This window comes from Massilia atriviolacea, assembly GCF_003953935.1.
GTDB classification, from domain to species: Bacteria; Pseudomonadota; Gammaproteobacteria; order Burkholderiales; family Burkholderiaceae_D; genus Telluria_A; species Telluria_A atriviolacea.
Map to the genome: position 1 here is coordinate 59,049 of NZ_RXLQ01000009.1, position 22,416 is coordinate 81,464.

Annotated in this window: 25 protein-coding genes; 13 read left to right on the forward strand and 12 right to left on the reverse strand. The window is 65.9% G+C overall.

Annotated elements, in window-relative coordinates:
• Positions 1–13: 13 nt before the first annotated feature.
• The 9 genes from fliJ to fliR all read left to right on the forward strand — a co-directional run bounded on the left by fliJ (position 14) and on the right by fliR (position 6,628).
• Positions 14–454, forward strand: a complete 441-nt coding sequence (fliJ, locus tag EJB06_RS17695) for a flagellar export protein FliJ (RefSeq protein WP_126075347.1) — start codon at positions 14–16, stop codon at positions 452–454.
• Positions 455–485: 31 nt separating this feature from the next.
• On the forward strand, positions 486–1,934 hold the full coding sequence (locus EJB06_RS17700) for a flagellar hook-length control protein FliK (RefSeq protein WP_126075348.1): 1,449 nt from the start codon (positions 486–488) through the stop codon (positions 1,932–1,934).
• 220 nt (positions 1,935–2,154) lie between these two features.
• On the forward strand, positions 2,155–2,670 hold the full coding sequence (gene fliL, locus EJB06_RS17705; protein WP_126075349.1) for a flagellar basal body-associated protein FliL: 516 nt from the start codon (positions 2,155–2,157) through the stop codon (positions 2,668–2,670).
• Positions 2,671–2,676: 6 nt separating this feature from the next.
• Entirely contained in the window at positions 2,677–3,654 is a 978-nt protein-coding gene (fliM, locus tag EJB06_RS17710) for a flagellar motor switch protein FliM (RefSeq protein WP_126075350.1), read from the forward strand.
• A gap of 14 nt (positions 3,655–3,668) precedes the next feature.
• A complete protein-coding gene (gene fliN / locus EJB06_RS17715) occupies positions 3,669–4,082 on the forward strand; it encodes a flagellar motor switch protein FliN (RefSeq protein ID WP_126075351.1) in 414 nt (137 codons plus the stop codon).
• Positions 4,079–4,693, forward strand: a complete 615-nt coding sequence (fliO, locus tag EJB06_RS17720; protein WP_126075352.1) for a flagellar biosynthetic protein FliO — start codon at positions 4,079–4,081, stop codon at positions 4,691–4,693. Before fliN ends, fliO begins: the two co-directional genes overlap by 4 nt.
• Positions 4,683–5,459 carry a flagellar type III secretion system pore protein FliP gene (gene fliP, locus EJB06_RS17725; protein ID WP_126075353.1) on the forward strand — a complete coding sequence of 259 codons (777 nt, stop codon included), beginning with the start codon at positions 4,683–4,685 and terminating at the stop codon, positions 5,457–5,459. The genes fliO and fliP overlap by 11 nt, the downstream gene beginning before the upstream one ends.
• An 11-nt stretch (positions 5,460–5,470) precedes the next feature.
• On the forward strand, positions 5,471–5,740 hold the full coding sequence (gene fliQ, locus EJB06_RS17730) for a flagellar biosynthesis protein FliQ (RefSeq protein ID WP_126075354.1): 270 nt from the start codon (positions 5,471–5,473) through the stop codon (positions 5,738–5,740).
• Positions 5,741–5,764: 24 nt separating this feature from the next.
• A complete protein-coding gene (gene fliR / locus EJB06_RS17735) occupies positions 5,765–6,628 on the forward strand; it encodes a flagellar biosynthetic protein FliR (RefSeq protein WP_126075355.1) in 864 nt (287 codons plus the stop codon).
• On the opposite strand, the gene flgL is transcribed toward fliR, so the two are convergent.
• From flgL to flgB, 11 genes are all read right to left on the reverse strand, one after another.
• Entirely contained in the window at positions 6,602–7,840 is a 1,239-nt protein-coding gene (gene flgL, locus EJB06_RS17740) for a flagellar hook-associated protein FlgL (protein ID WP_126075356.1), read from the reverse strand. The genes fliR and flgL overlap by 27 nt on opposite strands.
• A gap of 35 nt (positions 7,841–7,875) precedes the next feature.
• Positions 7,876–9,840 (reverse strand): flagellar hook-associated protein FlgK, encoded by a 1,965-nt coding sequence (flgK, locus tag EJB06_RS17745; protein ID WP_126075357.1) that lies wholly within the window; start codon positions 9,838–9,840, stop codon positions 7,876–7,878.
• Between the two features lie 70 nt (positions 9,841–9,910).
• Positions 9,911–10,888 (reverse strand): flagellar assembly peptidoglycan hydrolase FlgJ, encoded by a 978-nt coding sequence (gene flgJ, locus EJB06_RS17750; RefSeq protein ID WP_126075358.1) that lies wholly within the window; start codon positions 10,886–10,888, stop codon positions 9,911–9,913.
• A 10-nt stretch (positions 10,889–10,898) separates the two neighbouring features.
• The gene (locus EJB06_RS17755; protein ID WP_126075359.1) at positions 10,899–12,011 is read right to left on the reverse strand and encodes a flagellar basal body P-ring protein FlgI; all 1,113 of its coding nucleotides are present in this window, start codon (positions 12,009–12,011) and stop codon (positions 10,899–10,901) included.
• A gap of 11 nt (positions 12,012–12,022) precedes the next feature.
• Entirely contained in the window at positions 12,023–12,667 is a 645-nt protein-coding gene (locus tag EJB06_RS17760) for a flagellar basal body L-ring protein FlgH (RefSeq protein ID WP_126075360.1), read from the reverse strand.
• A gap of 20 nt (positions 12,668–12,687) precedes the next feature.
• The gene (gene flgG, locus EJB06_RS17765) at positions 12,688–13,470 is read right to left on the reverse strand and encodes a flagellar basal-body rod protein FlgG (RefSeq protein ID WP_126075361.1); all 783 of its coding nucleotides are present in this window, start codon (positions 13,468–13,470) and stop codon (positions 12,688–12,690) included.
• A gap of 74 nt (positions 13,471–13,544) precedes the next feature.
• Positions 13,545–14,291: a flagellar basal body rod protein FlgF gene (locus tag EJB06_RS17770; RefSeq protein WP_126075362.1), complete on the reverse strand. Its 747-nt coding sequence runs from the start codon at positions 14,289–14,291 to the stop codon at positions 13,545–13,547.
• Between the two features lie 84 nt (positions 14,292–14,375).
• Entirely contained in the window at positions 14,376–15,896 is a 1,521-nt protein-coding gene (locus EJB06_RS17775; RefSeq protein ID WP_126075363.1) for a flagellar hook protein FlgE, read from the reverse strand.
• Between the two features lie 39 nt (positions 15,897–15,935).
• On the reverse strand, positions 15,936–16,649 hold the full coding sequence (locus tag EJB06_RS17780) for a flagellar hook assembly protein FlgD (protein WP_126075364.1): 714 nt from the start codon (positions 16,647–16,649) through the stop codon (positions 15,936–15,938).
• A gap of 26 nt (positions 16,650–16,675) precedes the next feature.
• Positions 16,676–17,077, reverse strand: coding sequence for a flagellar basal body rod protein FlgC (gene flgC / locus EJB06_RS17785; RefSeq protein WP_126075365.1), 402 nt, complete (start codon positions 17,075–17,077; stop codon positions 16,676–16,678).
• 2 nt (positions 17,078–17,079) lie between these two features.
• The gene (gene flgB, locus EJB06_RS17790; RefSeq protein ID WP_126075366.1) at positions 17,080–17,502 is read right to left on the reverse strand and encodes a flagellar basal body rod protein FlgB; all 423 of its coding nucleotides are present in this window, start codon (positions 17,500–17,502) and stop codon (positions 17,080–17,082) included.
• 183 nt (positions 17,503–17,685) lie between these two features.
• Here flgB and flgA point away from each other — a divergent pair, with 183 nt between their 5' ends.
• The 4 genes from flgA (at position 17,686) to EJB06_RS17810 (ending at position 20,177) form a co-directional block, all read left to right on the forward strand.
• Complete coding sequence (gene flgA / locus EJB06_RS17795) at positions 17,686–18,387, forward strand: flagellar basal body P-ring formation chaperone FlgA (protein ID WP_126075367.1); 702 nt, start codon at positions 17,686–17,688, stop codon at positions 18,385–18,387.
• A 107-nt stretch (positions 18,388–18,494) separates the two neighbouring features.
• Positions 18,495–18,800, forward strand: coding sequence for a flagellar biosynthesis anti-sigma factor FlgM (gene flgM, locus EJB06_RS17800; protein WP_126075368.1), 306 nt, complete (start codon positions 18,495–18,497; stop codon positions 18,798–18,800).
• Between the two features lie 24 nt (positions 18,801–18,824).
• On the forward strand, positions 18,825–19,301 hold the full coding sequence (locus tag EJB06_RS17805; RefSeq protein ID WP_229427143.1) for a flagella synthesis protein FlgN: 477 nt from the start codon (positions 18,825–18,827) through the stop codon (positions 19,299–19,301).
• Between the two features lie 60 nt (positions 19,302–19,361).
• Positions 19,362–20,177, forward strand: coding sequence for a transporter substrate-binding domain-containing protein (locus EJB06_RS17810; protein ID WP_126075369.1), 816 nt, complete (start codon positions 19,362–19,364; stop codon positions 20,175–20,177).
• 121 nt (positions 20,178–20,298) lie between these two features.
• Here EJB06_RS17810 and EJB06_RS17815 read toward each other — a convergent pair whose 3' ends face one another.
• Positions 20,299–22,203, reverse strand: coding sequence for an amidohydrolase (locus EJB06_RS17815; RefSeq protein WP_229427144.1), 1,905 nt, complete (start codon positions 22,201–22,203; stop codon positions 20,299–20,301).
• Between the last annotated feature and the right edge of the window lie 213 nt (positions 22,204–22,416).

The window sequence follows — 22,416 nt, forward strand, 5'->3', positions numbered from 1 at the left end:
ATAATGATGCATTATGGCAAAACAAACCGTCCTCGACACCTTGCTCGACCTGGCCCAGCGCGACACCGACGCCGCCGCCAAGCGGCTGGGCGAAGCGCTCAAGGCGGCCGAGGAAACCGAGCAGAAATTGCAGATGCTGCTCGGTTACCTGGAGGATTACGCGCAAAAGCTGGATGCGGCGCAGCGCAACGGCATCACGCCGATGGCCTACGCCAATTTCATCGCCTTCATGGGCAAGCTGGAGCACGCCATCATGGGCCAGCGCGAAATCGTCAAGCATGCGCACCACAGGAGCGCGGTGGAAAAGGGCTTGTGGCAAGCCAGCGAGCGCAAGCGGGTGTCCTACCGCACCCTGAACGAGCGCGCGGCCGTCGAAGCGCTGCGCCTGGAAAACAAGCGCGACCAGAAACAGATGGACGAACACGCCGCCCGCCAGGCTTATTACAAACGTTGATGCAACCGACATAACCAACCGATCGCCCGCCATGTCCACTACTCCCATCGCCCAGCCACTGGCCGCCCTGAACGCCAACCCGGCCCCGGCGCGCAGCAATGCCGCCGCCGCCCAGCCGGCGGTCCAGTTCGGACAGACCCTCTCGCGCGAGATCGCGCAGCGCCAGGCCATGCAGCAGCAGCCGGCCGCCCCCGTCAACGCCAGGGCCGGCGCGCCGCGCCCGGCCGAGAAAGCCCCGGCCCCGGCCGCGCGCCCGGAACAGGGCGCCAAGGCCGAGCAGGCCGCCGCGCCCGTGCCGGACGCCGCCCCGGCGCGCCCGGCAGCGCCAGCGAACAACAGTAGCGCCAACGCCCAGTCCGGCGACACGGGCGGCGCCCCGGCCACAGCCGACAGCGCCGCCGCAGCGGCAGCGGCCGCCGACAGCGCCGCAGCCGCCGCCGCGCGCGCCGAACTGCCGGTGGCCGACATGCTGGCCCTCGTCGCCAGCCTGACCCAGCCGGCACAAGCGGCCGCCGCGCCGGCCGCCGCCGATCCGTCCTGGAGCACGCTGGGCTCCGGCCGCGCCGCCGCCGTTACCGTGGCCGACCCGAACCAGGCGGCCGACGCCGCGCTGGCCGCCTTCGCCGCGCCCGCCATGGCCGCCGCCGGCCGCTTGCCGGCGGTCGACGGGGCCCCTACCGCGCCCGCCGCCGGCGCGCTGGGCTTGCCGGCCGAACCTTCCCTGGCGACCGAATCCGGGGCCGCCCCGGCCGGCGACCTGCGCGCCCTGCTGGAAGGCGCCATGCCGCGCGCCGCCGGCGCCGCCACCGAGTCCGCCCAGGGCCAGGCCGCCCCGACCCAGACGGGGGCCCTGCAAACGGCAGCCGTCCCGGCCGATGCCGCCAGGCTGGCGCCGGCCGCGCGCGAACTGCCGGAGAGCGTCGGCGCCATCGACCTCAAGGCGGCCGAGCCGGCGCCGGTGGCCGCGCCGCTGCAGCAGGCCGCGCTCGGCCTGGCGCAGGCCGCCAACGCCGGCGCCGACAAGCTGTCGGCGCGCGTCGGCACCCCGGCCTGGGACAACCAGGTCGGCCAGAAAATCGTCTGGATGGTGGCCGGCAAGGAACAAAGCGCCACCCTCACCCTCAATCCGCCCGACCTCGGCCCGGTCCAGGTGGTCCTGAACGTCACTGGCGACAATGCCAGCGTGACCTTCTCCTCGGGCGAGCTGGAAGTGCGCCAGGCGCTGGAAAACGCCATGCCGAAATTGCGCGAAATGATGGACGAGAGCGGCATCTCGCTGGGCAACGCCAGCGTCAACGCCGGCATGCCGGAGCAGCGCCAGGACCAGGGTGAACGGGCCACGGCCGCCTCCGCCGACGGCAGCGGCGCCGGAGGCGGCCGCGGCATCGTCAACGGCAGCGCGGCCGACGCCAACGAGCGCCTGGCCGCCAGGACCCCGGCACAAGGCGGCGCACTGGGCCTGGTCGACACCTTCGCCTGATAACGCAGGGCATCCGTGCTTGTCGATTTGCCTAGCCTTCCCTGCCACGCCGCCAGGGGCCCGTATGTAAAGCGCATCGGATGTCGATGCCAAGCCACGAGTTGGGCCGCGATCGGCCCTGTTTTCCACGCATCTGCCCGCTCATTTCTTCGCGATAATGACATAATGACGGCATGATCCACCGACGTCGTCCCGAGGTACTTTGAAAGCGAAAGCAAACATGAAAGCTGCAGCCCCCCCTGATGCGGCCGCCAAGCCGCCGTCGAAGAAAATGGCCATGATCGGCGCGATCGTGGCCGTGCTGGTGCTGGGCGGCGGTGGTGCGGGCTGGTATTTCACGCAGAGCAAGGGCGGCGAGGAAGCGGAAGAAACCGCGAAGCCGGCCAAGAAGAAGAAAAAGGCCGCCAAGGCGCATGTGCCGCCGGTGTTCGCCCCGCTCGAGGTGTTTACCGTCAACCTGCAACCGGACGGCGAAGAAGAACACATGCTGCAGGTCTCGATCACGCTCGAAATGGCGGGCCAGGAGCAGGCCGACCTGGTCAAGAACAATATGCCGAAGGTGCGCAGCCGCGTGCTGCTGCTGCTGTCGGCCAAGAAAGCCTCGGAACTGTCCACGGTGGAAGGCAAGACCAAGCTGGCCGAGGAAATCATGGAAGAAATCAAGAAGCCGTTCGCCGAGCACGAAGACACCCAGGAAATCAACGAAGTCATGTTCACCCAGTTCATCATCCAGTGACGCGCCATGGCCGATAATTTTCTCTCGCAGGAAGAAGTCGATGCGCTGCTCAAGGGCGTCAACGGCGACGCCGACGAAGCTTCCACGCCGGAAGACAATACCGGCGTACGCACCTACAACCTGGCGACCCAGGAACGCATCGTGCGCGGCCGCATGCCGACGCTCGAAATCATCAACGAACGTTTCGCGCGCCTGTTGCGGGTCGGGCTGTTCAACTACATCCGGCGCAGCGCCGAAGTCTCGGTCGGCTCGGTGCGGGTCTCCAAATACAGCGAATTCATCCGCAACCTGGTGGTGCCCACCAACCTGAACCTGGTCCACATGAAGCCGCTGCGCGGCACGGCCCTGATCGTGTTCGATCCGGGCCTGGTGTTTTTGCTGGTCGACAATCTGTTCGGCGGCGACGGGCGCTTCCATACCCGGGTCGAGGGGCGCGATTTTACCCAGACCGAGCAGCGCATCATCCTGCGCATCCTCGATATCGTGTTCGATTCCTACGCCAAATCGTGGGAACCGGTGTATCCGGTCGAGTTCGAGTACATCCGCTCCGAAATGAACACCCAGTTCGCCAACATCGCCACCCCGAACGAGGTGGTGGTGTCGTCCACGTTTACCATCGAGCTCGGCTCGGTGAGCGGCCAGATCCACATCTGCATGCCGTATTCGATGATCGAGCCGATCCGCGACACCCTCACCTCCAGCCTGCAGGGCGAGGCGCTGGAAGTCGACAAGCGCTGGATCCGCCTGATGACGCAGCAGATCCAGATCGCCGAAGTCGAGCTGGTGGCGGTGCTGGGCACGGCGCGCGCCTCCTTCGACGAGATTCTCAATTTCAAGGTGGGCGACATCGTCCCCCTCAACGTACCCGAACAGATCCAGGCCACCGTCGACGGCGTGCCGGTGATGGATTGCACGTATGGCGTGCTCAACGGACAATATGCGCTAAAGGTCGAGAAACTGCTCGCCAATGCCGACACCAAATAATTTAGGAGAGCACCATGTCCGATACTACCGATGACGACGCGATGGACGACTGGGGCGCGGCCATTGCCGAGCAGGCCAAGGCGGAAGCCGAAGCCCTGCAAAGCCAGGCAGCCAGCGCGGCCGTGTTCAAGGATTTTTCCAACAAGGGCAGCAAGCCCGACACGCCCAACGACATCGACTTCATCCTCGATATCCCGGTCCAGCTCACGGTCGAGCTGGGACGGACCAAGATCGCCATCAAGAACCTGCTGCAGCTGGCCCAGGGTTCGGTGGTCGAGCTCGACGGCCTGGCCGGCGAGCCGATGGACGTGCTGGTCAACGGCTGCCTGATCGCCCAGGGCGAAGTGGTGGTGGTGAACGATAAATTCGGTATTCGCCTGACGGACATCATCACGCCGTCCGAACGGATTCGAAAACTCAATAAATGACGGCGCGCCTGATCGTCGCCGTGGCGCTGGCGTGCAGCCTGGCGCCGCAACTGGCCGCCGCCGAGGCGGCTGGCGCCGCTGCGTCCGCGCCTGCCGCCGCCGTTCCCGCTGCCGCCGTGCCGGCTGCCGCATCCGCTCGCGCCGCCGTGGAGCCGGCCGCGGCCGCGCCGCAGGCCAGCGCCGCGCTTGCAGGAGCGCCGGCCCCGGGCGCCGCCCTGCCTGCCGCGCCCGCCGTGCCCGTGGCGCCCGCTCCGACGGCGGGACCGTCGGCCGGCAACCTGCTGCAAACCATTTTCGCCCTGACCCTGGTGCTCGGCCTGCTGGGCGCCATGGTCTGGTTCATGAAGCGCTACGGTCCGCAGGCCAACGCCGGCGCGGCCCAGATGCGCACCATCGGCGCGCTCAGCCTGGGCGGGCGCGAACGGGTCGTCGTCATCGAAGTGGGCGACCAGTGGATCGTGGTGGGCGCCTCGCCCGGGCGCATCAACGCGCTGGCCACCATGCCCAAGCAGGAAACCCCGGGCGGCCCGGCGCTGCTCGCCAACGGCCCGGCCTCCGGCACCTTTGCCGAATGGCTGAAGCAGACGGTCGACAAGCGCCATGGACGCTAAGCCGGCGACTTCCCTGACGCGCCGCGCGCGGCGCGGCTTGCCGCTCCTCGCGCTGCTGGCCCTCGGCCTGCCGGCGCTGGCCCTGGCCGCGCCGGGCATCCCGACCTTCACCAGCACCCCGGCCCCGGGCGGCGGCACCGCCTATTCGCTGCCGGTGCAGACGCTGCTGTTGATGACGGCGCTGTCCTTCATCCCGGCGGTGCTGCTGATGATGACCAGCTTTACCCGCATTATCATCGTGCTGTCCCTGCTGCGCCAGGCGATCGGCACCCAGTCGGCCCCGCCCAACCAGGTCATGGTCGGGCTGGCGCTGTTCCTGACCCTGTTCGTGATGGGGCCGGTGTTCGACAAGATTTACGTGGACGCTTACCAGCCGCTGCAGGAAAACAAGATCCAGATGAACGAGGCCATGGACAAGGCCGTGGCGCCCCTGAAAGCGTTCATGATCCGGCAGACGCGCCAGGCCGACCTGGCCATGTTCGTCAAGATTTCGCGCTCGGCCGCCCTGCAGGGTCCGGAAGACATTCCGCTGCGCATACTGATTCCCGCGTTTGTCACGAGCGAATTGAAGACCGCGTTCCAGATCGGCTTCGCCATCTTCATTCCGTTCTTGATCATCGACATGGTGGTGGCCTCGGTGCTGATGTCGATGGGGATGATGATGATGTCGCCGGCCGTCATCTCGCTGCCCTTCAAGCTGATGCTGTTCGTGCTGGTCGATGGCTGGCAACTCCTGCTCGGCTCGCTCGCGCAGAGCTTTTACTAGCGGGGCTGGCGATGACTCCCGAAAGCGTGATGACAATGGGCCGGGTGGCCATGGAAGTGACCCTGATGGTGGCCGCGCCGATGCTGCTGGTGGCGCTGATCATCGGCCTGATCGTCAGTATCTTCCAGGCCGCGACCCAGATCAATGAAGCGACCCTGTCCTTCATCCCCAAGCTGGTCGGCATTTTTGTGGCCCTGCTCATCGCCGGGCCGTGGATGCTGGCGGTCATGCTCGACTACATGCGCCAGGTGTTTTCCGGCATTCCCGGCCTGGTCGGATAGAACGCGTCCGCGCGTTCCGCTCGCATGATTACCCTCACCAGCGCCGAGATGAATGCGTGGATCGCCGGCGTGCTGTGGCCGCTGACCCGCATCCTCGGCCTGGTCACCGCCGCTCCCCTGTTCGGCAACGCCAGCGTCCCGGTGCGGGTCAAGGTCGCGCTCGGCGTGCTACTGGCGAGCATCATCTCGCCGGCGATTCCGGCGCTGCCGGCGGCCGATCCGCTGTCGATGGCGGGCCTGCTGATCCTGGTGCAGGAATTGCTGATCGGCGTGGCCATGGGCTTCGCCATGCGGCTGGTGTTCGCCGCCATCGAAATGGCCGGCGAAATCTGCAGCCTGACCATGGGCCTGGGCTTTGCCAGCTTTTTCGATCCCCTGACCAAGGGCCGTTCCTCGGCCGTCAGCCAGTTCCTGGCGCTGATCGCCACCATGGCGTTTTTGGCGGCGAATGCGCACCTGGTGCTGCTCGAAGCGCTGGCCGAGAGTTTTATCACGATGCCGATTTCGGCCACGCCGATGTCGTCCAGCGCGGAATGGGAACTGGCCAAATGGGGCGGCCTGATCTTCAGCGCCGGCCTGCACCTGTCGCTGCCGATCGTGGCGGCGCTGCTGATTACCCAGGTCGCGCTCGGCATCCTGACGCGCGCCGCGCCGCAGCTGAACATCTTCGGGATCGGCTTTCCGATCACCCTGGGGGTGGGTTTCCTGGTGATCGTGATGGTGCTGCCTTACCTGGGCAATCCCTTCCAGGTGCTGTTCAACCAGGGCATCGAAACGGCGCGCCGGGTGCCGCGCATGGCGGCCACGGCGCAGCCTGCAAGGGCGCCGACGCCGCCTGTCCGGGCGGTTCCGGCGGATCCCTTAGCCGATGTAATTAAACAGCGATAAGCCGGACAAGGCCTTGAACGATTTCTGCGCCGCTTCCAGCGTGGTCTGCTGCTGCGCGAACTGCGACAGCGCCTTGACCATGTCCAGGTCCACCAGGTTCGAAATCGCGGTCTGGTACTGGATGTCGCGGTCCGAGCCGGCGCTGTCGAGGTAATCGAGTTCCTGCATGCGCGAGCCGAACGAGGCGCGCACCGACAGGATGTTGTCGAGCGACGAGGTCAGGTTGGCGTTCGCCACGCTCAGGTTATTGGCCAGCTGGGCCTTGCCGCCGGCCCCGATGACCGGCTGGCGCAGCGCCGCAACGAGGTCGGTGATGGTCTTGAACACCGACTGGTTCACGCTCGGCTCGGTGGTGAAGGTATCGCCGTTGGCCGGCTCGCCCTTGACGTCCAGCGCCATGCCGTCGAAGGCGATCTGCTGCCCGGTCTTGTACGGCTGCGGCGTGGCCACGGCCGGCGGGCGCGGAATCGCTTCGTTGGTGGTGGTGTCGGTCACCATATAGGTGGTCACCGGCGGGGTGGTCGCCGTCACCGAGAACGTGACGCTGTAATTGTGCCCCGTGAGCGCCGCCTTGTCGGTCACCGTGCCCGGCGAGACCAGGCCGGAACCGGTATTGCCGGGCGCGGCGCGGGTCTGGAAGTCGCCGTTGCCGGTCATGTTGCGCTCGAAAATCGCGTTGCCGGTCTCGCTGACCGGCATCGTGCGCGAGGAGCCGACCTGCAGCATGCGCTGGCCCTGGTCGCCGTTGTACTGGGCGCCGCCGGCGGTCTGGGTGAACGGCTGGGTGTTGGCGCGGTGGCCGGCGAACAGGTAGCCGCCCACCCCGTCTTCGGTATTGGCCACGGCCAGCAAATCCTGCATGCGCGATTCGAGGTCGATGGCGATCGCTTCGCGGTCGGGCGGGGTCAGCGAACCGTTGCCGGCGTACACAGACAAACGCTGGATTTCCTGCATCAGGGTGGTGGCGCTGGTCAGCGCGCCTTCGACCTGCCCCAGCGAACTGTTGGCATTCATGCGGTTGACCTTGAACTGCTCGTTGACCGACTGCGACTGCGTCAGTTCGAGCGCGCGCGCGGCCGCGACCGGATCGTCGGCGGCCGTCACCAGGCGGCGGTTGGTCGACAGCTGCATCTGGGTCTTGGCCAGCTGGCTCTGCAAGCTGCCGAGCTGGCCGGTGCCGTTGGCGAAGATGGTGTTGGTGCTGATGCGCATGCTGGTTTCCCCGACTGGACTGATCGACTACGTGATTAACGGCTGATCGACAGGACCGTGTCGAACAGGGTACTGGCCATCTGCATCACCTTGCCGGCCGCCTGGTAGGCTTGCTGGTACTTGAGCAGGTTGGTCGCTTCTTCATCCAGGTTCACGCCCGACACGTCCTGCTGCGCCGCCGTGACCTGCTTGAGCAGGGTGTCGCCGGCCTGGCTGTTGACCTGCACTTCGCGCGTCTTGTTGCCGACAAAGCTGACCAGCTCGGCGTAGGCCGACTGGTAGGTGGCTTTGCCGCCATCGAGGATCGGCTTGGTCTGCAGGCCGCCCAGCAGGCGCGCATTGCGGTTGTCGGCCGTGCCGTTGCTGTTGGGGCTGACCGTGAAGGTGTCGCCCGCCACCGGCGTGCCGGCGAATTTCAGGTTGACGCCGCCGAAGTTGTAATTGGCGCCGGCGGTAAACGGAATCGAGGGCGTGCCGGCCGGATAGGTGGTCGGCACCCCGTTGGTGGTCACCGTCACGGCCTGGCCCGCCGGGAAACCGGACAGCGCGGCCGGCGTGCCGCCCACGGTCAGGTTGACCGGCGCCGTCAGGGCATTGCCCGGCGTCAGGTAGGAAGCGTCGATATTGCCTTCGCTGATCGTCCCCGTGCCCTTGTTACTGAGCGGCACGCTGGTGCTGATCGGGGCCGCCGCCGCGATCGAGTTGCGCTCGTTGATCTTCATCGAAAAATCGGAGGCGCCGTTGATGGTCGGGCGCACCAGGAAGCTGTCGCCGGCCGAAGCGCTGCCGGTGACGGTAAACGCCACGCCGTCGATCACCTGCGGATCGGTCTGCGGGAAGGGCGTGACCGTGAACGGCTTGTTGTCCGCCAGGCGCGTGACCGTGTAATTGCTGCCGTCGTAGCTGACCCGGTAGTCGCTCTGGGTCAGCGCGGCAGGGTCGACGATGGCCGCCTTGACGTCGGTGGTGCTGCCGACCGCGTTATTGATATTGCGTCCGACCACGGGCACGCCGACCGTGAAGAAATCGCCGCCCGGATTGCCGGCCGAGTCGATCCCGAGCCGGTGCTGGGCGTTGAAGGTTTGCGCCAGGGTGATCGCCACCCGGCCCAGCGAATTCTGGGTGCGGTCGAGCGTGCCGGAGCGAAATTCCATCAAGCCGCCCAGTTCGCCGCCAGAGAGCGCGCTGTCGGCCAGCACTGTCACATTGCTGCCGGTAACCAGGCCGACTTGCACGCGGCTCAGGTCGGTCGGCGAGGTGGTGGCCGCCAGCTGGAAGGCCTTGTTGCCCACCACCAGCGGCTGGCCGCTGCCGATGGCCACGGTCAGGCTGTTGTTGTTGCCGCGCGTGACGGTGGTCTTGACTTCCTTGTTGAGGTCGGCGATGAGCTGGTCGCGCGCATCCATCAGGTCGTTCGGCTCCGCGCCGGAACCGGTGGTCAGCTGGGCGATCTTGTCGTTGAGCTCGCCGATCTGCTGGGCGTAGGAATTGATGACGCCGACCTTGGCCGTGATTTCGCTGTTGACGCCCTGGCGGATCTCGGTCAGGCGGTCGTTGATGCCCTGGAAGCGCGCCACCAGCGACTCGCCGTTCGACAGCACCGCCTGGCGCGAGGCGGCCGAGGACGGGTTCGAGGCCATGTCCTGCACGCCCTTGAAGAAATCCTGCAGGGCTGGCGACAGGCCGGACGTGGTGTCCGAGAGCAAGTTGTCGACCTGGCTGATCTGGGCGTAGAAGGCGTTGAGCGAGCTGACCTGGGTCTGGGCGGAACGCACCTGGCCGTTCAGGAAACTGTCCGAATAGCGCTTGATCTGGTCCACTTCGGTGCCGCTGCCGACGAAGCCATAACCGTAGTTCTGGGCGATGCCGGTGGCCTGGACGATCGTCTGGCGGCTGTAGCCGGCCACATTGGCGTTGGCGATATTGTGCCCGGTCGTGGACAGGCCCACTTGCGCAGCGAACAAACCGGTCTTGCCGATGTTGAGAAGATTTCCAGCCATGATGTGGGTTCTTTCCTTGAATATCTCTGTCTACGGCAAGTTATCAAAAAACTTGAATCGCCGGCGCGGCTCAGGCCAGGTTGCGCTGGATGATCTTGGTCAGCTTGGCCGCGTACAGGGGATCGGTGGCGTAGCCGGCCTTCTGCAAGCCGTGCGCGAACCCGGCCGCATCCTGGGCGTTGGCCAGCACTTTTTCGTAGCGCGGATTGGTCGTGATGAGCTTGGCGTAATCCTTGAAGCTGTCGGCATACGAATCGTAGGCGCGGAATTTCTCGACCCGGGTCTGCGGCTTGCCGTTGACGTACTCGGTCGTGACCGCCGTGGCAACCTTGCCAGTCCAGCCAGGGCCGGCCTTGATGCCGAACAGGTTGTGGCTGGTGCCGCCGTCGGCATTGCGGATCTCGCGCCGGCCCCAGCCCGATTCGAGCGCGGCCTGGCCGAGCATGAACTTGGCCGGAATCCCGGTGGCGCGCGCCGCTTCGTCGGCGTGTGCGCCCAGCTTTTCCTGGAAGGCGCGCACATGCGGCGACTGCGGCCGCCCGCTCGCGCTCACCCCGGGCGTCGACGGGACGGCGGACGTTGCCGGGGTGAGCAGCGCAGCGGGCGACTTGATCATCTCGCCGGCATCGCGCCCGGGCGGCATGGCGATCCGCTTGGCGGGCTGGTCGTTGGCGATGGTGAACGGCTGGGCCGGCTGGGCAGTCGGGTCGCCATGGATCGCCAGCGCCTGGGCATTCGCGGCCGTGGTGCTCAGCTGGCGGATCAGCACGTCGGCCAGGCCGACCCCGCGCTTGGCCAGGTTCTGGCTCATCTGCTGGTCCAGCATGGTGGTGAAGGTCTTGGTTTGCTGGCTGTCGAGCATGCCTTCGCCCTGGGGCGTGGCGTCGCGCATGCTTTTCATCATCATGTTGATGAACATCGCCTCGAACTGGGTCGACGCGGTTTTCAGCGCTTCCGGCGAACCGTCCTTGGCCGACTGCTTGAGCCCGCCCAGGGCATTGGTGTCGAGGGCGAACTTGCTGCTCAGGTCGTTCGATGGGCCGATCATGATGGCATCCTCAAATGATTTCGAGTTCGGCGCGCAGCGATCCGGCCGCTTTCAGCGCCTGCAGGATCGAGAGCAAGTCTTGCGGCGAGGCGCCGATCGCATTCATCGCCTTGACCACGTCGGCCAGCGAGGCGCCGCCCTTGACCATGACCACCTTGCCCGGGTCTTTCTTCACTTCCACCTGGGTGTTCTGGGTCACCACGGTCTGCCCGCCCGAGAACGGCCCCGGCTGGCTGACCTGGGGATCGGAACTGATCGTCACCGACAGGTTGCCGTGCGAAATCGCGCAGGTGTCGAGCGTGACGGTCTGGTTCATCACCACCGAGCCGGTGCGCGCGTTCATGATGACCTTGGCGGCCAGCTTGGACGGATTGACTTCCAGCCCTTCCAGGATGCCGATGAAGGCCACCCGCTGGTCGCTCGACGAGGGCGAACGCACGCGGATCACGCGCCCGTCCAGGGCGGTGGCGATGTCCGGGCCGAAATGGTTGTTGATCGCCTCGACCACCCGCGCCACGGTGGAAAAATCGGTGGTGTTCAGTTCCAGCCGGATCTGGTTGTTTTCGCCCAGGTTCGAGGCAACGGCGCGCTCCACCGTGGCGCCGGCCGAAATCTTGCCCACGGCCAGGTGATTGACTTGCACCTGGGCCCCGCCGGCCTGGGCGCCGACGCCGCCGACCAGCACATTGCCCTGCGCCATGGCGTACACCTGGCCATCGGCGCCTTGCAGCGGCGTCATGATCAGGGTGCCGCCGCGCAAGCTCTTGGCGTTACCGATGGACGAGACCGTGATGTCGATGGTCTGGCCCGGCTGGGCGAAGGCCGGCAGCGAAGCCGTGACCATGACCGCGGCCACGTTCTTGAGCTGCAGGCTGGTCCCGGGCGGCATGTTCACGCCCTTCGCCTGCAGCATCGACATGATCGACTGCACCGTGAACGGGGTCTGGGTGGTCTGGTCGCCGCTGCCGTCGAGGCCGACGACGATGCCGTAGCCGCTCAGCTGGTTCTGGCGCACGCCGGCGATCGTGGTCAGGTCCTTCAGGCGCTCGGCCCGGGCCGCCTGCGGCAGCAGGGTCAGCGCCATGGCACAGGCCAGGGCAGCGGTTTTCAGGAATGCACGCATGAGGGATCCGATCAGAATGGCAGCAGGGACTGGAAGAAACGCGACACCATCGCCGTCATTTCGGCGCGGTCGATCTGGCTGTTGGTGCGGTACTCGACGCGCGCATCGGCCACCTGGGTCGACGAGACCGTGTTGCCGGTGCCGATATTGTCCGGGCTGATCATCCCCGAAAAGCGGATGAACTCGACGCCCTTGTTCATCGCCACCTGCTTCTCGCCGGCCACGATCAGGTTCCCGTTCGGCAGCACTTCGGTGACGGTGACGCCGATGGTGCCGGTAAAGGTATTGCTGGCGCTCTGGTTGTCCGAATCGGCGTACTTGTTGGCGCCTTCGACGCCCACGTTGGCCCCGAACACGCCCTTGATCACGCCCGGCGCGGCGAAGCTGGCCGAGCCGGACTTGTTGCCCGAACTGGCGCCGGCTTTCACGGCCGAGGTGCGCTCGGTGATGTTAATGGTCAGCATGTCGCCGATATGGCGCGCGCGCCGGTCTTCGAACAGCGGACGGTACTGCGAACTCTGGTAGATGGCGCCGTTGGCCGGCGCGCCCTGCTCCGCCATGAGCGGGCGCGCCGTGGTCGGACGCTGCACGATCGAGCTCGGGGTGGCGGCGCAGCCGGCCAGCGCCAGCAGGGAAACGATCATCAATGGTTTCATGCGGATTCTCCTGGCCGCGCTTACAGCTGCGACAATTTTTGCAACATCTGGTCGGACGTGGTGATCGCCTTGCTGTTGATCTCGTAGGCACGCTGGGTCTGGATCATGTTCACCATCTCCTCGACCACGTTCACGTTCGAGGTTTCCACATAGCCTTGCAGCAGCACGCCGGAACCGTTGGTGCCCGGGGTATTCGTGTTGGCAGCGCCCGAGGCGCCGGTTTCCACGTACAGGTTTTCGCCTTTCGACTCCAGCCCGGCCGGGTTGACGAAGGTGGTCAGCTGCAGGCTGCCGATCTGGGACGGCGCGCTGGTGCCCGGCAGGGTCACCGAGACGGTGCCGTCGCGGCCCACGGTCAGCGAGAGCGCATTGGACGGCACGGTAATGGCAGGCTGCACCACGAAGCCGGACGAGGTCACCAGCTGGCCGTTGGCATCGGTCTGGAACGAGCCGTCGCGGGTGTAGGCGGCGGTACCGTCCGGCATCAGCACCGAGAAGAAGCCGGCGCCGTTGACCATCACGTCTTTCGAGTTGCCGGTCTGCTGGGGATTGCCCTGGGTGTGGATGCGTTCGACCGAGACCACGCGCGTGCCGGTGCCGATCTGCTGGCCCGACGGCAGCTGGGTTTGTTGCGAGGATTGGGCGCCTGGCTGGCGGACATTCTGGTACAGCAAGTCTTCGAACACGGCGCGGCTGCGCTTGAAGCCGTTGGTGCTGACGTTGGCCAGGTTATTGGTGATGACGTCCAGGTTGGTCTGCTGCGCTTCGAGGCCGGTCTTGGCGATAAAAAGGGAACGAATCATGGTCTTCTCCAGTAACGGCGGCCGGCGAACATCGCCACGCACCGATCAATGAAGCCATTATGCGCCGCCCGGTGTTAACCCAAAGCGAGGATCTGGGTGGCTTTCGCCGCGTTGTTCTCGGCATTCTTCATCAGGCTCATTTGCAGTTCGAACGAGCGCGCCAGCGAAATCATGGTCACCATGGCATCGACCGGGCTGACGTTGGAGCCTTCCAGCGCGCCGCCGGCCACCGCCACCTGCGGATCGGGATCGGCGGCGACGCCGCTCTTGAGGCGGAACAGGCCGTCGTCGCCGCGCACCAGGTCCTGCTCGGGCGGATTGACCAGTTTCAGGCGTCCCAGGATGGTGGGAGCGCCCGGCTTGGTGGTGGTGGCGATGGTCGAGATGGTGCCGTCGCCGCCGATGGCGACCGAGACTTCGGGCGGCACCGTGATCGGGCCGCCGTCGCCCTGGATGGCGAAGCCGGCGGTGTTGGTCAGCAGGCCGTTTTCGTTCATCTGCAGGGCGCCGTTGCGCGTGTAGGCTTCGCTACCGTCGGGCATTTGCACGGCGATAAAGCCCTTGCCCTTGATCGCCACGTCGAGGTCGCGCCCGGTCAGCTGCAGGGGGCCGGTGGTGAAATCGGTGCTGGCGGTGGTGTTGACCACGAAGGCGCGCGTGGGCAGCGGCAGGTTCTCGCCGACGATCGGGACCGCGCGGAAGGCATCGATCTGGGCGCGGAAACCGGTGGTGGTGACGTTGGCCAGGTTGTGCGAGGTGGTGGCCTGCTGCTCCAGGATGTGCTTGGCGCCGCTGGCGGCTGTGTAAATGAGTCTGTCCATGATGTGCTCCTAGATGCGTATCGCCAAGGCCGTGCCTGTCCATGACGCCGCCGTTCCCGCCCAGGCGGGAACGGCGGACCGGGTTTAACGCAGGTTGACCAGGGTCTGCAACACCGAATCCTGCGTCTTGATGGTCTGCGCATTGGCCTGGTACACGCGCTGCGCCGTGATCATATTGACCAGTTCCGCCGTCAGGTCGACGTTCGAATTTTCCACCGCCGAGGACTGCAGGTTACCGAAACTGCCGGAATTCGGCGTGCCGATCAGCGGCGTGCCCGAGGTCGGCGTCTGTGCCCAGGCATTGTTGCCCAACGGTTGCAGTCCGTTTGGATTGGCAAAATTGGCCAGCACGATCTGTCCCAGCGGACGCGATTCGCCATTGCTGTACTGTCCCAGGATGGTGCCGTCGGGACCGGCCGAGAAGCGCTGCAGGTTGCCGGCCGTGTAGCCGTCCTGGCTCGATTTCTTCTCTTCGGTGGCGTCGCCGTACTGGGTCGAACCGGCGAAATGCAGGTCGAATTCGATGGTCGGCTTGGAACCCGTCAGCGGGAATACCGGCAACTCGATTTGCAGGGGCAAGGTCTGGGGCGCCATCGCGGCCGCGTTGAGCACGCCATTGCTGTCGAAATTGAGGTGACCGGCGCGCACCGCCGGCACCTTGACGGCGGCGGCGATCAGCTTGTCGATCTCGGCCGGCGTGATGCCGGGGGTGCCGCCGGCGCTGGTGGCGGCGGTGGTGATCGCGGTCTGCTGGGCGGCGGTGGCGCCGGCGGTACCGGCGGCGGCGGCCACGGCGGCGCCGGCGGCGGTGGCGTAGGCGGCGGCGGCAGCGGCCAGGTCGCCCGGCGGCACGGCGGTGGCGGCGGTCTGGAAGGCGGTGCGCGCAGTGCCCGCCGCGGTATCGGTCTGGGCGGCGGCGGCGACCGCCTGGTTGGTGATTTCCACCCCGTCCGAACCGACGTACACATCCCACGAGCCGGGGCCGGTCTTGACGTAGAAGGTCGACATCACGTGCGAATTGCCGAGGCTGTCGAAGACGTCGATCGAGGTCTGCTTGTTGTAGGTTTCCGGATCGGTCGCGCTGAACGGCACCTTGATCGGCAGCGGGCTGCGCGAATCGAGGTTGAGCTTGGTATCGACGCGGGTGGTTTCCAGCGGGCTCATGTCCTTGTTGTCGATCTTGATCGGTACCGCCGAGCCGGTCAGGATGTTGCCGGTGTCGCTGACGCTGTAGCCGGTCAGCTTGGCGCCCTGGGCGTTGACCACGAAGCCGTTCTTGTCGAGCGAGAACTGGCCGTTGCGCGAATATTGCACGTCGCCATTGACATCGGTGCGGAAGAAGCCGGCGCCATTGATCGCAATGTCGAGCGGGTTGTTCGAGCTTTCGATATTGCCCTGGGTGAACTGCTGGGCGATCTGCGAGACTTTCACGCCGATCCCGGCCTGGTTGCCGCCGGCGCCGTTGAGCGAATTGGCGTACACGTCCGCGAACTGGGCTTGCGATCCCTTGAAACCGACCGTGCTGGCGTTGGCGATGTTGTTGCCGATAACGTCGAGCGATTTGGCTGCGCCATTCAAGCCGCTAAGTCCTTGTTGAAACGACATGGTGTTTCTCCTGAAAAGTATAAGTGGTAGCGGCTTGTTTTACAGAATTTGCTTGACGTCGCTCATGGCCACGACGCCCCGCGAGGGCAGATTCAGTTTCACGCCATCCTTGGCGCTGGTGGTGACGCTGGCGACCGTGTCGAAGGACAGGGCCTTGGCGTCTTTCAAGACTTCGCCGCCGCGCTCGGCGACGACGCGAATCAGGTAATTCCCATCCTTGAGCGCGATCGGCTTGCCGGCCGCGTCCAGTTTGGTCGGGTCGACCACGCCATCCCAGGCCACCGGCACGGTGCCGGCCGCCCGCTTGCCGAGGTCGATGGTCTGGACATCCTTGCCGGTTTTCGGATCGGTGACGATCAGCTGCACCTTGTCGGCCGGGGTCGCCATATGGACGCCCATGATGCCCTTGCCGCCGGCCAGGGTCACGCCATTGCCGTCGACCAGCACGCCGTGCCCGATCAGGTTGGCGGCCTGCAAGCCTTCCGAACTCTGGTAGCTCGCCTTGAGCGTTTCCATGGTCGTGTTCAGCTTGTTGACGCCGGTCACCGTCGACAGCTGGGCCAGCTGGCTGGTGATCTGGGCGTTGTCCAGCGGATTCATCGGATCCTGGTTCTTGAGCTGGGTAACCAGCAGGGTCATGAACTTGTTGGTGTCCGCTTCGACGCTGCCTTCGACCGCTTTCGGCTTCTTGGGATTGACGGCGTTGAGCAGGTCGGGCGACATCACGGGTGCATTGGAATTGACGGTTGCCATGGCGGGTTCTCGGTTTATGACGCGGTTTATTGACCGATGGTCAAGGTTTTCATCAACAGCGACTTGGCCGCGTTCATGGTTTCGACGTTGGTCTGGTAGGAACGCGAGGCCGACAGCATGTTGACCATCTCGTCGACCACGTTGACGTTCGGCATGGCCACATAGCCCTTTTCATCGGCCATCGGATGTTTCGGGTCGTACACCTGCTTGAGCGGCGACGGATCTTCGATCACTTCGCGCACCTTGACGGCGGTGCCGGCGCCCTCGGTCGGGACCGCCTCGAACACGACCTGCTTGGCGCGGTAGGCCTCGCCGCTGGCGCTGGTGGCGCTGTCGGCATTGGCCAGGTTGCTGGCGGTGGTGTTGAGGCGCTGGGCCTGGGCGCTCATGGCCGAGCCGGACACATTAAAGATATTAAACAGCGACATGATTACTGGCCTCCCTGGATCGCCGCCGTCATGCCGCGGATCTGCATATTGATGAAGGTGACCGCCGCTTCGTAGCGCAGGGCGTTGTCGGCGAACTGGTTGCGCTCGACATCCATGTCGACCGTGTTGCCGTCGACCGCGCCCTGGGCCGGCGTGCGGTACAGCACCGGCGTGCCGTTCGCCAGCACCTCGCCCTTGGGCGCGCCGGTGGCCATATGGGCCGGGGCGGTTTGCTTGAGCACGCCGGCCGGCGGCGTACTCTTGGCCAGCACGCCCTGCAGGGCGCTGGCGAAGTCGATGTCGCGCGCCTTGTAGTTGGGCGTATCCGCATTCGCGATGTTCGACGCCAGCAATTCCTGGCGTTGCGAGCGCAGGCTCAGGGCCGTCTCGTTAAAGCGCATGTAATCGTCGAGTTTGCCAATCATGTCGTGCTCCGCATCTGTCGACTGCCTCCGGGTTGGCGGCAATGTACTGGTGATGACAGGATGAATCATACGGACCCTGTTGCTCGCCCAATCGAACGATCAGGCGCGCCAAAACACGGCTATTCAGGCATTCGGCACGGCCGCGTGAAGTCTATGATGCTCTCATTCCTGAAAGCAATCCATATGAAAATCGCCTTCTTCTCTGCCCTCTTGCTTGCCTCGCAATCTTGCTTCGCCCAGCCCGCCGCCGCGCCGGCGGCGCTGCAAGACCCGGCTGTCTTGAAGCGCGTGGCCGAAGACTATCTGCGCGCCCAGAACGCCGGCCTGTCCGGCGAGGTGAGCGTGACCGCCGGCCCCGTCAATCAACGCATGAGCCTGGCATCCTGCCCCGCCCCGCAGGCATTCCAGCAGCCGGGCGCGCGCACGTCGGGAAAAACCACGGTCGGCGTGCGCTGTACGGCGCCTGTCGCATGGACGGTGTATATTCAGGCACAGGTGAGCGTGGTGACCGATTACGTGGCCACCGCCGTGCCCCTGGTCCAGGGCCAGACAATTGAACAATCGCAATTAGTGTTGCTCAAAGGCGACATCGGGACGATGCCGAACGGCGTGGTGACCGACATGGCGCAGGCGCTTGGACGCACCAGCACCATGTCCATCGCGTCCGGGACGCCGCTGCGCCTCGATGCGCTGCGCGGCAAGCCCGTGGTGCAGCAGGGGCAGCTGGTCCGGGTGGTATCGAGCGGCAACGGTTTCCGGGTATCGGCCGAAGCGCGCGCGATCGGCAACGCCAGCGACGGCCAGGTGGTGCAGGTGCGCACGCCGGCCGGCGCCATCCTCAGCGGCGTGGCCAAGGCGGGTGGCATGGTGGAGGTGGTCTTTTAGACAAGGGTTCAATCTCCCGCTGGAATGCGCTAAAGTTTACGCCGCAAGCGCCGTTACTTACGCAGACCCAGGAGTTTTTACCGCTCCGCCCAGAGAAGGATGATGCTGTGAAAATTAACGACAACCTCAAGAGCAACCCCGGCCTGCCGACGGTGAGTACGCCCCCGGCCAACGCCAAGAGCACCGAAAAAGCCACGAGCGCGGCCCCGGCCAGCACCGACAGCGTCAAGCTGTCGTCGCAGGGCCAGGCCATGGCCAGCGCGGTGGGCAACAATAATGGCGTGTTCGACACCAAGAAAGTCGAACGCATCAAGCTGGCGATCGCCGACGGCCAGTTCCAGGTCAATTCCGAGAAAGTCGCGGATGGCTTGCTGGACACCGTACGCGACCTGCTGCATTCCCGCAAACGTTAACCGCGCCGGTTTTCCGGCCACACCATGACCATGTCGACAGCCAGCCCCAGCACCACCCTGCCGCAGGAACTTGCCTTGATCGCGTCCGTGCTGGACCTGATGAAGCAGGAGCAGCAATTGCTGGTAAGCGCGGACACGGCCGGCCTCGACGAGCTCACCCCGCGCAAGGCGCAGGTGGTGGCCGAGATGACGGCGCTGGCCCGGCAACGGCACCAGAGCCTGGCGGCGGCCGGCTTTTCGGCGGACGAGGCCGGCATGCAGGCGTGGGTGGAGGGCAGCGGCGCGCAGGCTTTATCTGGCTGGCAAGAACTGCTGGACAAGACGCGCGACGCCAAGGAATTGAACCGTATCAACGGCATGCTGATCACCAGGCAGCTGTCGCACACCCAGGGGCTGATCAACGCCATGCGCACCCCGGCCGGCGGCGCCGAAGCGGCGGTGTACGGCAAGAGCGGCCAGGCCGCGCCGGGCGGGCCGTCGAAGCGGTACGTGGTCGGCTGAACGCCCTGCCTTCGCGGACAGAAACCGATACCTGCGTCAGCGGCGCCCGCGCAGCAGCCCATGTCCATGCTGTCCACCCTGCGTCCGCACGGCGCCCTCTTCCTCTGCACATTTCTCCTTAGCATATTGCCGTCGGCCCAGGCCGCTGCGCCCGCGCCGCCCCTCCTTTTGCGCCTGTGCGTCGACGAACGCCCGCAACTGCCGTTCATCACGCCCGACGGACGGGGAACGGCAGGCGAACTGATCCGTATGGCGGCGGGCCAGAGCGGGATGGAAGTCGCGTTCCACGGCGCGCCGGTGTCGCGCTGCCGCGAAGAAATTCGCGCCGGCGTGGCGGATGGCTTCGCGACGGCGCCGTACACGCCATCCCTGCTCGGCTTCATGGCCTTTCCGATGGCGGGGGCGGAGCCGGACAGCGCGCGTGCCATCATGGTGGCGCGCGCCATGGTTTTTCGGCGCAAAGGCAGTGCGCTGGACTGGGACGGCAGGCAATTCAGGGAGCGCAGCCTGCCGGTGCTGCTGCCCTTCGGCGCGGCCATGCTGCTCGACCGCATGCAATCGCTGGGCGTGCCGCACGACGACAAGGGCAAGACCCTGGAAATGAATTTTTCCAAGCTGGCGGCGCAGCGCGGCGACGCCGCCGTGGGCGCCGAATACGCCGGCATGGCCCTGCTGGCGCAGCCGCGTTTCGCGGCGCGGCTGGAAATGCTGCCGCTACCGTTTTCGGAACAGCCCTATTTCCTGGGCGTGTCGAGCGCGTATTACAGCGCGCATCCGGCCGCGATGGAACGGATGTGGGATGCGGTCGGCCGCATCCGCCAATCGGCAGCGTATCGGGAGTATTACCAGAAGGCTGTGGACGGGGCGGCACGTTGATAAGGCCTGCCGGATTCAAACGTACAGTGCCGACGCGCATTTTGCGTGTTGGGCGGCACCCGCTTTCCCACCCGAACGCGAACAACACCTCGACCGGCTCCCGCAGCGCTCCTTTTTCCGACTAGGGAAAAGCCGGACTCTGGTACACAAGCTTTCCGCCCACCACCGTCTGCAACACCTTGATGTCGGCGATTTCCTCATCCGGAATCTGGAAGAAATTGCGGTCCAGCACAATCATGTCGGCCAGCTTGCCCACCTCCAGCGAACCGACCTGCCCTTCCTGGCGCAAGGTGTAGGCGGCGTTCATGGTCACCGCGCGCAGCACGGCGGCGCGCGGCATGCCCGGCGCCGGTCCCAGCTTGCCCGCGAACGCGGGGCCGGCCGACGGCGCGTTGGTGCGCGTGACGCCTACCTTGAGCGCGAACCATTGGTCGAGCGCGTCGACCGGCCAGTCGCTGCCGAACACCACGCGCGCGCCGGCGTCGAGCAGCAGCGATTGCGGTTCCAGGATCGCGTAGCGCTGCGGTCCCAGGTAATCCTTCAGGCCCGCCACCGTGTCCGGCGCCGGTTTGCCCCACTGGAAGGACAGCACCGCGCTCGCGTCCAGCGCGGCAAAGCGGCCGAAGTCGGCCGGGTCGACGATCTCGGCATGCGCCAGCGCCGGGCGCGCATCCTTGCCGCCGGGGGCGGCGCGCAGGGCGGCGACGGCATCGAGCGTTTCGCGCACGGCGCCGTCGCCGTCCGCGTGCACGTGGGCATCGATGCCGGCTTTTGCCAGTCCGATCAGGATGGCTTTCAGCGCATCCGGCTTGAAGTAGGTCGGCGGGCCCTTGCTGTCGCCCGGCACCCAGTGCGGATGCTGGGGCGTGCCGCGGTCGACGAAATAAGGCGCGACCATGGTGCCGGTAAAGGCGGGCGCGGCGATCACGCCATCCATGTAGATCTTGGCATGGCGCACGCGCATGGAGGGCGCGGCGCTGCCGCTTTCCTGGTGGTAGCGCCTGGCCATCTTGAGCACCGACGCCACCGCCCGGGACGGATCGGCGCCATCCTCGGTCGCGACCTCGGCGGCGAAATGGGCGCGCGCGCTCAGCTTGCCCTGGCGTTCGATCGCGGCAAAGGCGGTGAAGATTTCTTCGTCGCTGCTGGCGTCGAGAAAACTGGTCACGCCCTGGCGCCCCAGCGCCTCCATGGCGAAGCTGGCGGCGGTGACGTTCTCGGCCGGGGTGGTCTTGGGCAGCAGCTTGCTGACCATTTCCATGGCGGCGTCTTCCAGCAGGCCGGTCGGCTCGCCTGCGGCGTCGCGCACGATCTTGCCGGCGGCGGGGTCGGGTGTCGCGCGCACGATGCCGGCCGCCTGCAGGCCGCGCGTGTTGACCAGGTAGGAATGGCCGAACGAGGAGCGCACCGCGATCGGGCGCTCGGTCCTGATGGCGTCGAGCGTGGCGCGGGTGGTTTCCACGCCGGCCGGCAGCATGCTTTGCTGGAACCAGTTGACCACCTGCAGCCATTTTTTGCCCTCCTTGCCCTCCTTGCCCTCCTTGCCCTCCTTGCCCTCCTTCCCGCCTTTGGCAGCGCGGTCCTTGTCGGCGCAGGCCTGGATGCGCGCCTGGAATTGCGGCACGGTCAAGGCTTCGTAGTTCAGGTTGCAATGCAGGAGGCGCTTGCCGCCGGAGAGCGGGTGCATGTGGGCGTCGATCAGGCCGGGCATCAGCATGCGTCCCTGCAGGTCGACGATACGGGTCTGCTTGCCCTTGAATGCGACCGCGCCGGCATTGTCGCCCACGTAGACGATGCGCCCGTCGCGCACGGCCAGCGCCTGGTGCACATTGTCCTGGGCGTCGACCGTGTAGACATAGCCGTTGCGGTAGATGGTCTCGGCCTCGGCCTTGGACTTGCCCGCGGCCTCGCCCGCGTCGGCGCTGCGCGGCGTGCCCGCCTGCGCCAGCGGCAATGCGCACGCCAGCGCCATCGCGGCCACTGCGGAAAGCAAACTGTGCTGTGTGAGGCTGTTTTTGTCTTTCATCGTTTCCCCTTGGTTCACTTCGCCCGGACGCGCCCCGTCGGAGCCCCCGGCGCCAGAATACACGCTTGCCCTGAGCGTGGCACAGGCCGATCAAAATTTAACAGTTTTGTTAAATATCGACTGGAACTTTTTCCCGCGACAAGCTTGATTTCATTGAGGGAATTGTGCGAAAGCACATTCTTTTGAGATCGGCAACGATACGTTCAGAATTCG

What these genes read in the sequence shown, in the direction of transcription:
- EJB06_RS17700 (WP_126075348.1), top strand. Translation starts at nt 486, where the DNA reads ATGTCCACTACTCCCATCGCCCAGCCACTGGCCGCCCTGAACGCCAAC.
- EJB06_RS17815 (WP_229427144.1), bottom strand. Translation starts at nt 22,203, where the DNA reads ATGAAAGACAAAAACAGCCTCACACAGCACAGTTTGCTTTCCGCAGTG.
- fliP (WP_126075353.1), top strand. Translation starts at nt 4,683, where the DNA reads ATGGACGCTAAGCCGGCGACTTCCCTGACGCGCCGCGCGCGGCGCGGC.
- EJB06_RS17810 (WP_126075369.1), top strand. Translation starts at nt 19,362, where the DNA reads ATGTCCATGCTGTCCACCCTGCGTCCGCACGGCGCCCTCTTCCTCTGC.
- fliM (WP_126075350.1), top strand. Translation starts at nt 2,677, where the DNA reads ATGGCCGATAATTTTCTCTCGCAGGAAGAAGTCGATGCGCTGCTCAAG.
- fliN (WP_126075351.1), top strand. Translation starts at nt 3,669, where the DNA reads ATGTCCGATACTACCGATGACGACGCGATGGACGACTGGGGCGCGGCC.
- flgK (WP_126075357.1), bottom strand. Translation starts at nt 9,840, where the DNA reads ATGGCTGGAAATCTTCTCAACATCGGCAAGACCGGTTTGTTCGCTGCG.
- flgJ (WP_126075358.1), bottom strand. Translation starts at nt 10,888, where the DNA reads ATGATCGGCCCATCGAACGACCTGAGCAGCAAGTTCGCCCTCGACACC.
- flgB (WP_126075366.1), bottom strand. Translation starts at nt 17,502, where the DNA reads ATGATTGGCAAACTCGACGATTACATGCGCTTTAACGAGACGGCCCTG.
- flgA (WP_126075367.1), top strand. Translation starts at nt 17,686, where the DNA reads ATGAAAATCGCCTTCTTCTCTGCCCTCTTGCTTGCCTCGCAATCTTGC.
- fliQ (WP_126075354.1), top strand. Translation starts at nt 5,471, where the DNA reads ATGACTCCCGAAAGCGTGATGACAATGGGCCGGGTGGCCATGGAAGTG.
- EJB06_RS17775 (WP_126075363.1), bottom strand. Translation starts at nt 15,896, where the DNA reads ATGTCGTTTCAACAAGGACTTAGCGGCTTGAATGGCGCAGCCAAATCG.
- fliR (WP_126075355.1), top strand. Translation starts at nt 5,765, where the DNA reads ATGATTACCCTCACCAGCGCCGAGATGAATGCGTGGATCGCCGGCGTG.
- EJB06_RS17770 (WP_126075362.1), bottom strand. Translation starts at nt 14,291, where the DNA reads ATGGACAGACTCATTTACACAGCCGCCAGCGGCGCCAAGCACATCCTG.
- flgL (WP_126075356.1), bottom strand. Translation starts at nt 7,840, where the DNA reads ATGCGCATCAGCACCAACACCATCTTCGCCAACGGCACCGGCCAGCTC.
- fliO (WP_126075352.1), top strand. Translation starts at nt 4,079, where the DNA reads ATGACGGCGCGCCTGATCGTCGCCGTGGCGCTGGCGTGCAGCCTGGCG.
- flgG (WP_126075361.1), bottom strand. Translation starts at nt 13,470, where the DNA reads ATGATTCGTTCCCTTTTTATCGCCAAGACCGGCCTCGAAGCGCAGCAG.
- EJB06_RS17805 (WP_229427143.1), top strand. Translation starts at nt 18,825, where the DNA reads ATGACCATGTCGACAGCCAGCCCCAGCACCACCCTGCCGCAGGAACTT.
- EJB06_RS17760 (WP_126075360.1), bottom strand. Translation starts at nt 12,667, where the DNA reads ATGAAACCATTGATGATCGTTTCCCTGCTGGCGCTGGCCGGCTGCGCC.
- EJB06_RS17780 (WP_126075364.1), bottom strand. Translation starts at nt 16,649, where the DNA reads ATGGCAACCGTCAATTCCAATGCACCCGTGATGTCGCCCGACCTGCTC.
- flgC (WP_126075365.1), bottom strand. Translation starts at nt 17,077, where the DNA reads ATGTCGCTGTTTAATATCTTTAATGTGTCCGGCTCGGCCATGAGCGCC.
- fliL (WP_126075349.1), top strand. Translation starts at nt 2,155, where the DNA reads ATGAAAGCTGCAGCCCCCCCTGATGCGGCCGCCAAGCCGCCGTCGAAG.
- fliJ (WP_126075347.1), top strand. Translation starts at nt 14, where the DNA reads ATGGCAAAACAAACCGTCCTCGACACCTTGCTCGACCTGGCCCAGCGC.
- EJB06_RS17755 (WP_126075359.1), bottom strand. Translation starts at nt 12,011, where the DNA reads ATGCGTGCATTCCTGAAAACCGCTGCCCTGGCCTGTGCCATGGCGCTG.